General features: G+C 51.2%; 4 protein-coding genes. All 4 read right to left on the bottom strand.

The genetic code is table 11. From position 1 onward, the window contains the following. Positions 1-33: 33 nt before the first annotated feature. Entirely contained in the window at positions 34-4,719 is a 4,686-nt protein-coding gene (locus BLV87_RS12845) for a PKD domain-containing protein (protein WP_093069292.1), read from the bottom strand. Between the two features lie 314 nt (positions 4,720-5,033). Further along, the gene (locus BLV87_RS12850; RefSeq protein ID WP_093069293.1) at positions 5,034-5,417 is read right to left on the bottom strand and encodes a barstar family protein; all 384 of its coding nucleotides are present in this window, start codon (positions 5,415-5,417) and stop codon (positions 5,034-5,036) included. Between the two features lie 15 nt (positions 5,418-5,432). Next, positions 5,433-10,343 carry a polymorphic toxin-type HINT domain-containing protein gene (locus BLV87_RS12855; RefSeq protein WP_175517936.1) on the bottom strand — a complete coding sequence of 1,637 codons (4,911 nt, stop codon included), beginning with the start codon at positions 10,341-10,343 and terminating at the stop codon, positions 5,433-5,435. Positions 10,344-10,401: 58 nt separating this feature from the next. Further along, positions 10,402-16,515: Ig-like domain-containing protein (locus BLV87_RS19410; protein WP_175517937.1), on the bottom strand; the 6,114-nt coding region annotated here is incomplete at its 5' end.

Genomic DNA, 16,515 nt, shown 5'->3' on the forward strand with positions numbered 1-16,515 from the left:
TCAATAGAACCAAAACTCCATATGCCCAATGGTTCAAGACCCCGCATCCCCGCCTGTAGAGTTGAACGGAATGAGGCGGACATTATCAATAAACCCTGAATTACCGTTCCCCTGTGCAACAAATGTCAGTATGGAAGTCGGATTATTGCTTTGGACAAGATAAGAGTACCTGCCCCATCCCTTCTTTGTGCCGCTGATGGTTTGCAGCTTTACATCATTCCAGACTACATCTAGCGTGTTGGCGCTATTTGTCTGAGCCAATATAGTAGTCGTCAGGGTTTTGGCCAAACCTGTCTCCACAACATCATTACATGAATGGCCTGACGTGTTGGCGAGTATACCGTGAATCGATATATTCGTCCCACAAGCGCCCAAGGCCAATGGAAAACCATTCTGTCTGTCCGCAACGTCAGGGGAATAATAGAAACTTAGCAAATAGGTCTGGCCTGGCACTGTTTGCAGGCTTGTCCTGACCCCACTATTGTCTTTTGCATCAAGCGCGAGCTTGTCATCTCCATCAATGGCGGTGATGCCGGACATATTGCCCCTTTGAATCTCCAGTGTCCCTTTTTCGGCAATCCATCCTAGAATTGACTCAAAGCTACCCCAGGTACCTTGGTTCAGTGCGTCATGCTCTTCAAACGAACCATTTTCCACCAGATTCAGTGCTACCGCTTCTGATACCGTGACTGGCTGGCTTGCCGAGTGCGTTGCGCCATGCTGGTCTGTGACTGTCAGGCTAGCTTGGTAAACGCCTGCTCCTGTATAGATATGGGGGGTAGTCATCCCCTCGACCCCGGCGCTGCCATCACCGAAGTCCCAGACATAGCGGACAATGCTGTCATCCGGATCGGTGGAGTCTCCCCCATCAAATATGACGCTTAACGGTGCGACCCCGTCGGTGTTTGGCGTCAAACGGATTTTGGCAATAGGGGGCTGGTTCGCGGATGGGTTAACGTAAATAACGGCCGCAGTGTTACTTTTTGCCCCCTTATTGTCGGTCACCGTCAGCGTCACTGTGTATTCTCCTACCACTTCACAAGTGTGGCTGACTGTCTTGCCGGTTGCGGTTGCGCCATCGCCAAAGTCCCAGTGATATTCAGCAATGGAGCCATCGCTGTCAGTGGAAGCGCTTCCGTCAAGACTGGTATGGAATGGAGCCGAGCCTGACAGGGCATTCGCCTTGATGACGGCTACTGGAACCGTATTCGCTTCATTGACGGTAATGCCCACAGAAGCCGTATGCGTCGCCCCCAGATTATCCGTCACGGTCAAGATGACGGTGTAATTGCCTGCTGTGTTGAATGTATGGTTGAAACTGCTCCCCTCATGGGTGGTTCCATCACTACTTGTCCAAGCATAACGGATGATCTTTCCGTCACTGTCACTGGAATCAATGCCGGAAAACTGCACCGTTAATGGCGCGTTACCCGATGAGACATCCGTTGTAATAGCAGCGACCGGAGCTTTGTTGCTATTGGCGACCAGTGGATTAGTGCCTGCTTGGTATTCCTGCAAGTTACTGAAACCATCGCCGTCAGGATCATTGTTAGCGTCACCGCCATTATCTTGATTCAGGCTGTACTGCTGCTCCCAAAAATCCGGCACACCATCCTTGTCACTGTCAACCAGTTTGTTACCTGTTACTGTCACCATCATTGTTTTTGAAGCAGTCAGGTTGCTGTTCTGCGCATCTGTGGCGATAAAGGTCAGTGTGTAAGGACTTTTGTCAGCCGCGCCAACTGGTGCCAGCCAGTTGAACCTTCCCATGCCGTTACCCAAGTCGGTAAATATAGCGCTGCTAGGCAGGGCAGACACATCAACGCTGAGGACTGGTTGATCTAGCGTATTCTGGTCGAGCGCTTGCACCATGAATGTCAGCACGTTGCCTTCTGATACGCTGCGGTCAGGGATGTCAATGAATGTCGGTGCCGTATTGACCACAAAGTTATAGCTGACCATCCGCTCCAAGCTGTCAGCCAGACCTGTCCTGCGTGCAATGGACTTGACCGTGGTGGTTGCGTTCACTTCAAATGGGGCAGTGTAAAGCTGGGTGGCAGGATTCTTGTCCGGATCTGGGGAAGAACCGTCTAGGGTATAATAAAGCGCTGCTCCTTCCGTCGCCGAGCTGATCGCCACTTTCACCGCTTCAGAAATGGTCCCACCTGCGGGAGTGATCGCTGGAGTCGCGGTCATCGCTAGGTTGACATGGCGGCGCGGTACTACCGTGTCTGCCTCAATGGATGTGTCGTCGGCTGCAAATACGGCTCCATCGACCGTCAGGATGGCTGCCGTCTCGTCCGTATGTTGGGTTTCCTCGTCGGCAGATTTTTCTTCCTCAATCCACAGGTTGGTAATACCGTCGTCCAGCAGTACGGGCGTACTGTTCAACACGCGGCTTGCATACGTGGTTACATGGTCAGCGCCAGCCACATGGATTCTGCTGTTGGCAAAAGGTGAATAGATTGCCAGATAAGCGACCTGTTCCCTGCCATGGCTGGTGTTGGCTTCTTCCTCAAACAGCGCCGCTTCAAAACCGTCAGTGGTCACATTGCGTGCTCTGACCGTCACCGGATCATTGTCATTCATGCTCTGGATGCTTAACAGCAGCTGCGGGACCCCGGCGAAACCTTGGGAAAATTTGCGGGACGTCCAGTGTTCCTCACCTGCAACCTCAAACTTCCCAACTTCCCAGATGCTGCCATCGCTCATAACATGTCGGCCTGGCTCCAGCACCAAATATGGCACGGATTCCAGTTCGTGCTTGTCATCCAGATAATTCCACTCCTGCAAACGCAGATTGAAACTGTCAGTAGCCACGTTACGGAGACGCACCAGCGCAGGAGCGGCTTCGTTATCCGTCGGTACGCCTGTAAATACCACAGGGTTGGTAAAACCAGAGAGGTTTACGGTCTGCCAGTTGCTGCCCAGCGAGGCATGGCCTGTTAGGAAGCCAATGTGTGCAGGCGTTTCCGGATCAGTGCCTTGGCGGAACTCATCCAGATCGCTGATGCCGTCACCGTCAAAATCACCCGTTCCATCCCGATCCAGTGTGCCGAAATGTTCCAGTTCCCATGCGTCATCCATGCCATCGCCATCGGTGTCATGACCGGGGTTCACGGTGATGAATGCCTTGCGGGTGGCTTGCAGCTCACCGTCACTGGCGATGAAGGTGATTTCGTGCTTGCCTGCCTGACCCGTTGCCGGTGTCCAATCGAATACCGCCTTGCCATTGCCTTGATCTACGAACGTGGAACCCGGCGGCAGGTTTGTGGCGCTCAGCAGCGGAGTCGTCCCATTCGGATCAGAAGCTTCCACTAGGAAGGAAATCTGTTTACTCTCATTGGTGCTTCGGTCAGGTATGAACTGCAATACCGGCGCTTGCGGCACATTAGCTTTCTCATCAAACACCAGCGTGTATTTGCCGGTGGAGTTGGCGTCAAACAGATTGAGGGAGTAGTCATACTCGCCGCCGCCTTTACGCTCCTTGGCGAACCAGACGTTATCCAGTGACAGTACCTTGCCATCGGAACGGATCGCGCTTTTCACCACCTTGCTGCCCACGAAGGGGTCTGTCAGCTTAATGTAAGTGAAACCATCACCCGCTGTTCCTGTCAGGGTATGGAATTGCTCAGTTCCCACCTGATTGCTGAAGTCAAGGCTGGCGGTGGCTGACCGGTCGGTAACCGCCGTATCGACATTATCCGATTCATAGACTTTGTAGGCGTTGTTGTCATTGGCTAGGAAGTCGCGCACGGCGTCACGCCCCGGTAGGTCGACCCGCACATCACGTACCAGGAAGTGTGTATTGGTTGCGGTAATCAGTGAAGTCAGTTTCCCGCCCAGTACATCGGCATGGGTCAAGCTGGCATCGAATTTCGTGAATTCCCCTGCTAGGCTGGTCTGCATCAGCCAACGTCCGGTCGACGCTTTGCCGGAGGCAATATCGCCAAAATTGAGCAGCAGGCTGGGTTCGCTCGGCTGGTCATTCAGGGTGCTGCCAAGGATGCTGAAATCAATCAGTAGCCCTTGTTTGTTCTCAATGATTTTAGGCTGGGCGGATTCAATTTTGAGGCTTTGGGCTGTACCGCTGCCATTGTTTTGTACACGCACGCCTAGGCTAAATGGTTCGGTTGCTTCAATGGTATCGGTTAACGGGTCGTCACCGGGGGTAAAGCGGGTCAGGAAATAGTCCAGCACAATGCTGGGCAGCGGTTTGACACGGATAAAATCCGGGGCGACCTGCACGACTTCGGGGCGACCAGCAACGGCATAGGATAACTCCGCACCCACATAATACAGTTCGCCCAAGGCGCTACCAGCAGAAGCACCCGGTGCAGGTACGATTAGCCAGTGCATGTCAGCAACCGTTTGCGGTGCAATCGTACCGCCCTGCACAGAATCAATGCCTGTTAGCGTATCGACGCGGACAAAAAACTTCGCATCCGTGGCATTTGGGTCAGAGCTGGCAACCACTGGTTTGCCGTAGCGATCCTGAAAATTGATTTTGACGGTAACATTCTCCAGCGGGATGGCAGCCAGCTCGTTATGCACTTTCATATTGGCGTCAAAGCCTTGGCGCTCCAGTGTCAGCTCCTGCTTGATCTCGATCTTCACCTCAGCACATACAGGCTCGGCGGCAAAAGCCTGCGGCAAGCCGGATACCACCAGCAGCAGTAGCACGAGTGAGAAGAATGCCTTGTCTATTTTCCCGATCATAGTTTTGCCTTAAGCCCAGTTGGTCTGTTACGACCAGCCTCTGTTTACCAATTTGTACCGCACTTGACGGTCAGTTTCATCTTCCGAACGCCATCAACTTGATGGCTACCCCGTTTCCCACTCTTCCCACAGTTTTTTGCAGTAACCGCACTATGAAGCGCCATACAGCGCGATTCTTGGTGTTCCATCACTGTTAAAATACTCCCGAAATACTGCTTTTATCATCAGCAGACCGGAAAAATTTAGTTCTTTGGGAATTTCTGAAGAACTATATGTAACCTGTTACCAAATATACTGTACCGTTTTGTCAAGTGTTAATCTGCACTGAGCAAGTGTTCAACCTTACATCGAACTGACTCAGGAAAAACAATTTCTAGTTTATGTTCTTCATCTATCTTCCAATCTAAGCACGCATCAGCTAGCAGATGTAAATATATTCTTAGCTCTTCTTCAGATAGTGTCGGTAAATCCTCATGCACAATTATTACCAAATATTCATCTATCCAATGAAAATCACGTAAACAATCAAACAATGCATCCCAATTAAATCCAAAATAGCCTGGTAGCAATAGAGTGTTGTAAAGTGAAGTAAAAAGCTCATCACGTGTTTTAATGCCAGATGCAATTTTACTTATAAATATATCTTTTGCTGATACCAAGTAACTTTCAATATTTTCGGAAAATTTAAAATTATTCATAATATATCTTGTAAATTACGGATTAATAGGTATAAAAGTTCCATAGTGGTCAGCGGTATAATAAGCATCACCACCTGCTCCTGTTATTATTCTTTGAGGCCCTGGACCGTTTACATTAGGCGTTGGATGTACATACTCTGTGTAATAGCCTTCAGGCTTTTTTGGCAATAACCCTTCTTTATTTTTGAATATCGAACCGTCATTCCGATGAGGAAATTTTTCACCTGATTTTATTCTATCCAAAGTTGGCTTTAAGTCGACAGTTCCATCTAGGACTGTTCCTGTACGTTTGTCTACAACTTTGACACCATTTATGAACCTTGTTGTGTCCTTTAGAACACAAGTGTTATGTACCCACAACTCTTGGTCTGAGACAGCGTAGGTGTGGAAGTCTGCTACTTCGAGGTTATACATCTCGATGGCAGAATCAAGGCGTTCGCTGCCTTTCAGGGTTAGACGGTCACCTTTCAGGCTGACCAGTTGGTCTCCGGTTTGGAGTTCATCGGCGCGAATCCAGCCTTTGCCCTCTACGAAAAACGGGTGTTCGTCGGAGGTGGTGATGACTGTTTCACCGGAAACAGAGGCTACTGTCAGCAGCCGCACGTCAGAGTCGTGGGCTTCCACAAAGACGTGGCTGACCGGCTTGGCGGCGACCTCCCCGGTCTTTTCATCGCGGGCATAGACCAGATCACCTTCTTTCAAGCTGCTAATTTCCCGATAGCCTTCCGGCGTGGCGACGAGGGTGGAGCCTTCAAAGCTACAGAATTTTTTCTCCAGCTTTTTGATGAGCTTAAACGGCTTGAAAACTGCCAGGGCGGCTGATGTCAGCGCATCTTCAAAACAGCCTCCGGCGAACTGATTAAAAGCGTCAATGACATTAGCGGCGGTCATATCCCAAAACAGAGCACCCAACCCGCCTTGGTCGCTGATGTCCTGATTGGCATGGTTCAATAGCCAATCAACAAACTGCCCAGCTTCGCTAGAGCTTGGTGACAAACCTAACGGGTCAATCCAGTACAGCGGGTTTCCACCCACATAAGCGTAGGTATTGATGCCGCCCGCCAGACCAATCGGGTCAGAGGTGATGTACCTGCCGATCTCCGGGTCGTAGTAGCGGAAGTAGTTGTAGTGCAGCCCGGTTTCGGCATCATAGTATTGCCCCGCCAGCCGCAGGTTGTTGGTGATGGTTTTCGTGTTGACGGATGCCTGACCGAATGGGGTGTAACTGGCATCCCACAGCACTGTGCCGCTGGCAGTGACAACCTGTTGCGGGGTTCCCAGATGGTCATTCAGGTAGTAACCGGTATAGCCGTTCTGCTGGATATAAAGCGGTGATGTGCCCCAAGTGCTGCCCGGCTTATAACCATAGCGGGTGGTAACATTGCCACTGGCGTCAAATTCAGCGACCAAACCTTCACTGGCATAAAAAAAGTAAGTGGTGTTGCCGTTGACGGTCTTGCTAATACGGCGACCGAATGGGTCATACTGGTAACTGGCAATCGAGCTGCCATCGGCTGCCTTGACCTCACGCAAACGGTTTACATGGTCGTAGACGAAAGTTTTTTGCAAATTCAGCGTGGCATGGCTAATGCTGATCAGGCTGCCGTTGGCATCGTAACCATAGTTAAGGTCGCCTCGCCGAGTCAGGCGATCTTGCGCGTCGTAGTCCCAGCCCGGATTCTGATAATCATCGCGGCTGTCGCTGCTGCGGTTGCCAACAGCATCATAGCCAAGATTGACAGTCTCAGTGCTACCGTTATCCCCCGGCAGGGTATATTGGGTGAGCCGTTCCTTTGAGTCATATTCAAAATGGCGTTGCCCCGGTTTGCTGCCAGTCTGGATATTCTGTGCAGTGATATTATCAGCCGAGTCGTATTCATATTGGTAATCGAATAGCTTGGTTCCCGCGCCTTTGGAAACATTGATCTGGCGGGGACGCAGGTAGCCGTCATACTCCCTGCCTTGTTGGATGCCGCCCGGCAAGGTCACGGTTTTGGCAGCCATCCACTGGTTTTCATTGACCACAAAACTGCCCTGACCGGGGATGCTGACGGTCTGTAGCTGGTTGTTGTTGTCGTAGCTGTAGGTGACGGTTATGCCATCCGGGCCGGTAAAGCTTTTCTTGAGGCCGTTGGGGTAATAGCTGTAAGCAGCCGTTTTACTGAAGCTGCCGTAGTTGATCGTCCAACGGGTAAGGCGGTCTGCCGCATCGTAGGTATAGCTACCAGAGGTGACACCATCGTCGTAGCTGGTGAGACGATCCAACACATCATAGCCGTAAGTGATGGTTTTTTTGGCGTTGGCGATGCCTGCACTGGCGGTTTCATTGTCGAAGTAGCTGCTGCTAATCAGACGGTCATCGTCATCGTATTCATAGGTGCTGACCTGCCCCTTGGCGTCAATCTGTTTGATGACGTTGCCGTTGGCGTCGTATTCCAGCCGGTATTCGCTGTTGTCCGGCAAAATCTCTTTGGTTAGTTCATCCCTATCATTGTATTCGTAACGGCGTATCTGCTCATTGCGGGCATTCGTGACCTGATTGAGGTTATGGTGAATGTCATAGCCATACTGGGTACTCTGCTGCATTCTGTCTTCATGGCGGATCACGCGTTGATGAGCATCATAGAACAGTTTGGAAACATGACCATTTGGGTCAGTGAACTGTGCCAGACTGCCCGCCAGATCATACTTGTAACTACGGGTGCGTGGGATTTCACCATCTGCCTGATCGGTTTCCCGCGTTACCCGGTTAAGGCTGTCGTACTCTAGTGTTGTGCTATAGCCGGGATAGTGTGTTTCGTTCAACAGCCCCTTGTAAGGCTTGAGGTTGAGATAGCCGTAGTCCCCGTTGACTTCATTGCCGTTGCCGTCAATGGTTTTGACCAAATGACCATTTAGGTCATACTCAGCTTTCAGTACGGTTTTTTGGGTTGCATCAACAATGCTGGTGATATAGCCCCGGCTGTTATACCCAATATGCGTGGTTGCACCCAGCGGATTATGGATGTCGATCAGGCGGTTGCGGACATCGTAAACTAGCGTTGTTTCCTGTTGCCGGGCGTCAGTGAGTTTGACGAGATTACCCCGCCCGTCGTATGCGTATTTGGTGGCATGTCCGAGAGGGGTGGTCACCTGGGTCACGTTGCCTGCATTGTCATACTCAGACAGGGTGACTTTGCCACGCCCATCGGTGATCTTGCGGGGATTGCCCTCCGCATCGTAGTCTTCGTAACGGGTGACATAGCCTTCACCATCGGTGTAGGTGGTTTCGTTGCCCTTGTCATCGTAAGTCCATTGCTCGACACGACCATCGGCGTAAATGATTTTGGTTCCTTGGCCGTACTGGTCGTATTCGTATTGGGTGACAATGGTTTCAGCAGTGCCAGCCGCTTCAGTCTCTTTCAGCAGGTTGCCATGAGCATCATACTCATACAGGGTTACATTGCCGTTTTCATCGGTGAAAGATGTTGGTAGGCTGTATTCGGTATTCCAAGCTGTGCTGCGCGTGCTGCCATCAGCATAAATGATCTGGGTTACATTCCTGAAGCTGTCTTTCTGTGTTGCCGTTTTATTGCCATTTTCATCAATGAGTGTGTAGCTGTTGCCCGCAATCACCATCTTTTCCGTGCTGCGACCATTGCGAATCAGCTCAAGCAGTTCGCCCTGCTCATTGATGCGGGTAACGATGAGTCCGCCGTCGCCATCCTGGACACCACGTACCCACTGTTTTTTCACTTTGTTGTAAAGGTAGATATAACGGCGCAATTGCTCGCCATTAACCTTAATGGATTTGATCACCGGGTCAACCCGGTCTTCCGGGTTTAGTTGAATCTGTGCATTAGGGTCAGACTCAATAACGACAGCGCTTCCGGAAGAGGAGCTGGAAAGGCATTTCATCTTGGTTTTCCAGTTCCCGTCTCCGCCTCTTTCCCAAGATTCGGCCACCCAGTCTGTGCATACAGCGATATTGGCTCCACCGCTGCCGCCACCACCCGAACCTTGGTCATCGGCGAGTCCCCCATAGCCGATATCAATGACCTGCCCTCCCGGCCCGGTTTTCTTGGTCAGCAGGTAAAGGGAGCCATAACTGTAAACCCATATCTGTCCGTTAACATCGGTAACCTTGGTTAAGCGCCCTCCGTATATCACGCCACGTGATGAAGTCCCGGAAGATACTGGATCGCTAGTTTCGTTAGATTCAAGGGTAGGATAGACCGTGCCAGAACTTGTACCACCACCAATCAGCGGAATGGCGGAATATTCATAACTGGCCTGACGCCCTGTGTAATCTGCAACTTTTTCCAGCCAGCCAGTGTCCGCATAGTACGAGAGTGTTAAAACTGGGGTTTTGAAGTGATCCAGAACCTGGGCGATACGCCCCTTAGTGTCACGGGTAAACGTTACCTGCACATTGTTCCGGTCGCCATAGCCAAGGGTAACGCCATCATTGTCGTAATCAATCCAGCCGCCTTCGCGGTCATGCCAGCGATAGCCGTTTGTTGTTTTGACGATGTAATTCCTTTCGTCATATACCCAGGTTTCGGATTCACCCTGACGCTCATATTTATACCGGTTACGCTTCAGGGCTATAGGAAGGAAGGATGTCTTTTCTTCGGAGAACTCAAGGGACAGATTCACCCAGTTGGGATTGAACTGGGTCACGCCGCCGGAAAGGTAGCGGGTATGCTTGACGGTACCGCCCAATACTTTTACGGCAAGATCAGTGATCTCCTCTTCGTAAACAGCATTGTTATAATCACCGCCCGCTTTTTTTACCTTGCCGGATCGGTTGGCCTTGCCGAAGCCGCCAGAATACATCGATACTCCTGAGCCTTCCGCACTGGCTGTGGTTGCCATGAATACAGATGACACTAAAATCATCAGCATCAATAATAGGCTTATCAGGATTTCGGATGTCTTTTTCATTGAAATACCATTGCAAAAAGTGTGGGGCAGAAATGCTTTTCTAGTTATTGCCTGCATATTAGTCGGCTCCATTGCCTGTTGCTCCCCCGCAGCCGTTGTTGCCCCGGCACTGAATCATGCCGGAACCGTTGTCTGATTCCTCATAGGAATATGAGTAACCACCAACACCACCATAGTCCCATAGCCAAGCACTGATACCGCCGCTGCCAACATTTGGCGGTATGGAAGAAGCGCTGTCGCAATCCCCCGCAGTGTGGGTTACGCAATAGGGGCTGCTGGTATTGCTGGTCTCTCCATTAGCGCATTCCGAAGTTGCGGCAACCTCTCCGCACTGCTGGTAAGTGACGCAGCCTCCGCCGCTGCCAGAACCATCCGGGGTAAAGGACTGTTTCATCACGGCTCGGTAGGGAACGGTAATGGACTGTTTCGCCTCCAGTGTTTTGGGGATACCACTCAGCACTTCATAATCAAAGAACTGGTCATTGTTCGGCGGGGCAACCTTGAGGTTGTCCGCCCTAATCAGACCGGTATTCGTGATGGTAAATTCACCATTGTAAACATCGCCCTTTTCTAGGTCGGGCAAGGTTGTACTAGCTGGGTTCACAACCACGACGGCAGCCGGAACGTCAGTAACATAGGTGGCGTTAAGCGTGATGTCGTAGCGGTCATTGAGGGTGATCTCGTTGACTGACCACTCCACCGTCACCAACTGATACTCAAGGAACACCTTTTCGGATACGGTTACGCCCGGCTTGATCTGGATTTGCCCAGTTTTGTCTTGGTGCTTGTCCGCGCTGATGCGGTATTGGTAAGTGCCCGCAGGCATATCCAGGAACATAGCCTCCCCAGTGTTATCCGTAGTCAAGTTATTTTCAATGCTGCTAACCTTTTCATTGATCAGCTTGATACGGGCATTGCTGACGCCCTTGGTCAGGTTGCCCTCACTATCCCGTGTCGCGGTATAAATATCTGACACATTGAAGGCTACACTGCCCGTGCCCGCTGGAGTCACCGCAATGGATACCAGCATGTCGACGGTCTGGAAATTGGCGCTAGTCGCTCGCAGGATAAACTCATGGACGCCTTCCACCACTGTGTTGTTGGGCTCTGCCTGTAACTGGACGGTATGTTTCGCCCCGACAGCAAGGCTGTCCCGTGATGCCGCCGACATCAGCTTTACCCAAGCGGGTACTGCGCCGCCATTTTTGGTGAGCAGGTTAAGCTGAAGTTTTTCTAGCGGTATGAGTCCCTTGTTTTCTAGGACGATTTCCTCCGATACAGAGGAGTTAAACACAACTCCCGTTCTAAGGTGCACTGGTTCAAACGTTAGGAATGGCTCGGCAGCAGAGAACGTGTAGTTAACTGTCAAGGACGCTAGCGGCTTGCTGCCGGTAGCCGCGCTGCGCAGGGTCAGGACAAGCTTGCCGGTATCACTGGCGTTGTCGCCGCCCTGGATGGATAGAGGAACCGCCATGGTCTGACCAGACTGGAGGTCAGGCAGGTCGCCAATCGTCACCTTGATGCCTTGTGCCAGCACCCCGCCGGGTTGGTCAGCGGCCTTGTATTCCAATACTAGCCCTGTTAGTGATGTCGCATTGCCTGCGGTGAGTTCAAGTGGCACATCCTTTTTCAACAGGCGTGGCATGTGCAGATCCATGCTGTTGTAATTGAACAGAACTTTGCTGATGGTGAACTGCCCCTGTTGCGGACGTTCAAACATATCAGGGTGGATCACTGAAACTTGGTACTGACCGGATTCGCCAAGTAGCGGAACGAATGGGTAGGTAAAATTACCGCTGGCGTCTGTGGTGATATTCATGATTCGCTCAAATCCGTTAGCGGCAAGTACCAGCTTCAGTGATGCCACGGCTTCGGGTAAGCCTGTACGCCAGTTGATGGCCTGACCTTTAATCTCAATTGGGCTTTCGCCAAACGAATTGGTCGGGCTGATGCTTTTGACAGTTCCGTAATAACTGGTATCGGTGAGCGACACGTTCTGGCGAGCTTGGATGTTGACATCCAGCGATACGGCATCCGGTTTGCCAACATCATGATGCAGTTTGCTGATTTCAAGCTGTGCTTTGATGGTGTTCGGCGACGAGGATGGAACCTGCACTGGGAACCATTGGGAGGTGAAGCTTGCACCCGCTGGTATTTTTGCAATACTGGTTCCATCCGATAGGGTCACAACTTCCGCGCCAGTGAATTGGGCAAATGCTTGGGTGGACAGGACATTGCCATCCTGATCCAACAGTTTCATCGTTATGTTAGGAGAGGGTTGCTTACCAGACTCAACTCCTGTGATCAGCTCTACTTGCGCACCGGATGAGTTTGTCAGGGTAAACTGGATTTCACCGCTTGCGCCACGAGTGAAGGTTCTGGTTGCCAACGTCGCTGTCAACGCCGTATCGGTAACGGTAATCTCTTGGGAATGGCTGATTTCGACACTGGAGGTTTCATCCGGTTTTAGGCGGATGGTTTCAACCAATGCCGATACTGGGTCAAGGTCAGCATAACCTGGCAATACTACCTCAACGGGCTGGCTGGCTCCCGGAGCAACTGCGAAGGCTGCTGATTTGACCACATGATCCTTGATCTTGATTTCCAGCTCAGCAGCGCCAACGGGGGTACTCCCTGTATTCTGGACTGTGAAAACCAGACGGTTGAGCAGGCCGCGATCCAGTGTCATGCCGTTATTCAGCGTTACAGATAAGGATGGAAGCGTCAGCCTGCGCGTCAGGCTTGCTGCGCCGTTGGCGTCATACGCTACGATGTCATAAGTCCGTTCCCCCAATGTGTAGCCGGAATCGGTATAGCTGGTTGCTAGATGCTGATCCAGTTCCACAGGGTTAGGCACATCCGGTGATATGATGGATATTTTATAGCCATTAACTGACTCCGGCGACGTGTGCACCCATGTCAGGACTGGTTGTTGTCCATCAGTCTGAGCAACACTGAAACGGGCGACTGGCAACAGAGCAAAGTTGAGGTATGCTGATACCGCAGGGATGGATTCGTTTCCAGCTTCATCAAAAGCAGTCACTGTATAGGCATGTGCATTCTGTGAAGGCGCTGCGTCAATGCTGTTCAGTCCTGTAATATTGTCAAGAACCGGCGTCATGCCTGCAACCGAAGTGATCTGGGGCAGTTCGGAACGGTACAGGCGATAATGGATTTTCCCTGCATCGGGTGCTGTATCCCAGTTAGCTATGATGCCTTGCGCGGTCAATTCCAGCTTCAGGTTTTGCGGCTGGCTGGGGGGAGTGGAGTCTGCTGATACTTTGACAACAGCGCTGACAGAGCTGACTGATTCATCGCCATTATGGGTGTAAATGCTGGCTATTGCATACTGATAGTCTCCATCCTGTGAAGTCTGGTCAACATGCCTGACCACATTTCCGCTGCGGACTAGTGGCGTCAGCTCCTGTTCACCTGACGCCATTCTGTATAGTTGATAGTCAGATGCTCCTGGAACTGCATCCCAGCTCAGGACAACCTTGCCGCCCGGTTGGGGAAGGGCAGCCAGATGTTGGGGGATTTCAAGTGGTGGCAAGTTATCCTGATAGATTGGGAAGGCATTGTCTGTCGTAATAGTGGAACTGCTATTACCCAAGGCGTCTTCCGCATTAAATACGAAACTGAGTGTTTCAGAGCCTGCTTGCCCCGCACTGGCTGGCAGGGTAAAACTGGCCTGCCATTGTTTTTCCTGAAGCTGTTGAATTTGGTTTATCGGCGTCTTTGCATCGCCTGTGGAACTCAACATCCAAGCAATGCTGGGCTGGATTCCGGTTTTTATGGATTCGTCAAGCTCAAACACAACGGTTACCGTTTGCGGATTGGCCGCATCATTCTTGATTGGCGTCTCTGGTGTTAACTTGATGGAGATGACTTTGGGGGCATCGTTATCAACGAAGATGGATTTACCGTGCGTGATTTGGGTTCCGCGGTTGCCTGACAGATCCGTTGCCGAGAATACCGCGTAAGCCGTTCCCGAAGGTGTCGCGGATGTGATGGTAAATGAACCACTGTAGTGCGTATCGGCTAACTTCTTCAGCGAAACCGGGATTGGGGATCCCAAATTTGGGGTGATGCTGAAAAACGGAGTGGCTGTTACGGCTTCACTAATATCCACGTCAACGGTCACCTTGCCGACGCCAAAACGCCCGCCCGTTTGGTCTACTGCGCCGTCTGTCTGATAATGAACGGCAAGTACTTGGGGAGGTGTGGTGTCGACTGTCGCTTGCACCTGATTGGAGGGGGAGCTTGCGGTTCCGGGCGCATTGATGGCAACAACCCGGTAATAATAATCCCCATCCGTGTCCGGCAGATCGGTATAAGTGCTGGAAGTTAGGTTTTCATTAGTCAACTGCACCGCATTGTCCAGATTGTCAAAGCTGTTGATAGAACGGTACAGCCGATAGCCGACGATTTCCGGTGTCGCGCTGACCGTAGTCCATTGCAACTGGATTTCACCACTGGCAGTGCTGCTCAGTGACAGCGTTGGGGCTTTTGGAATGGCTGGATTCAACGTCACGGTCAGAGCTGTGCTGGCGGGACTCTGACCGACCCGGTTGCTGGTGATGGCGGTGATACTGTTCGCGCCTTCGCTTAAAGGAACTTTTGTCTGAAAAGTTCCATTTGCTGAAACTATGATTGAATCTGCTTTGCTGGAACCATTCACTAAGATACTGACAGTGGTGGAAGGCTCGGCAGTGCCTGCAACCTGGATTTGTGTTTGATTTGTAACCAGATTGTCTTCCGGTGATGTCAAAATCGGAGCTTTGGGAGCGGCAAGAGCCAAGGTAAACGGGATAGTCAGTACCGTCACATTGTCAAAGGTGTCATAGGCTGTTATGACGATAGAATGTGTTCCATCGGTCAGTGTTCCGACATGAAGGGGGAATGAGAAGCCATTAGCAGGGTTGGTATCCGTTGCCAAGCTATCGCCATCTAGCACCAGACTCACACGTGCCGCATCAGCCACCGTTATGGATATTTCGCCTGACTGGCTGATTTCCGTGTTATCCGTGAATGCCGCGCCGTTATAGGTAACAGACGAAATGACCAGACCTGCCTTGCCGATGGATACTGTATGGGCAGCGCTGGCATCACTTTCTGTCCCTAAAGGTGTCACCAGTTTTGCAGTAAGTGCTCCGCCCGGTGAAGCGATATTTACCGTTTTCTGGAAAACGCCATTAGTGTCAACAGCGATGGCCTCGCCAAGCGTGTTGCCATCTAGGAACAACTGGACTGTATTGGCTTGGTTCTCTCCGCCAATGCTAACTGGGGTGGTGGCTGTATCATTGTCGACATTGATTAGCGCCTTAAGCTTGTAGTCAGCCGTTCCAGTAACCTGAATGTCTGAGCTGCTGAATTGGCTTTCGTCAACCGGTTGTTGAATGACAGGGCTTTCTGGTGCGAGGAAGTCAATGGCTAGGTTAATAATCTTGGAGGTACTGTTGCCATACGCATCATGCACAGTAACCTTTAGTACATGGTTTCCTTGTGTCATGGATAAATAATCCAGGGTGGTCTGATAACGTTCCTGGGTCAGTGCAGTTGAAGCTAAGATGGAATTATCCAGCAAGAAGTCAACAGATTTAATACCGCTGTTATCGGTGGCATTAACGACCAGTTTACCTGAGCGTATCTCTGCGCCATTAGAAATACTGGTAATAACAGGAGGTTCATTATCGCCGCCTATTGTGCTTGGTGAAGACAGGTAATTGCTGAAATCCACGTTTGGCAGTGCAGAAGACCAATCTTCATAATCGTAAATCTTGTCGCGGATTAGTACCTCATCCGTAGTTCCCCACCAGTTTTCACGAGCGTTCAAGTCAACCTCTGCAAAATTAGGGTAGTAGTACCACTGATGCAGATAATAGTTGAACGCCCTATTGCTGTGGATCTCGTTGCCATTGACCACTGGAAAGGGAACTTCGCCTGCCGTGTTCTTGTAGTTGGCATCGTTGAATATGCCATACTCATTCTGGACAATGCGGTTGCCATTGTTCACCAGTGGGTGGGAGTGGCCTGCCAAAGCCAGTCCATAAGCGCATTGGGTCAGCAGGTTGCCCTGAACGGTGGGGCTGGCATCCACCAATTGAAGGCAGACCGTGCCAGCGGTGTAGCCGGTGTTGTCGATGACGTTGTTAGCCAGCAGGCCATCGGT

This window comes from Thiothrix caldifontis (genome assembly GCF_900107695.1).
GTDB classification, from domain to species: Bacteria; Pseudomonadota; Gammaproteobacteria; order Thiotrichales; family Thiotrichaceae; genus Thiothrix; species Thiothrix caldifontis.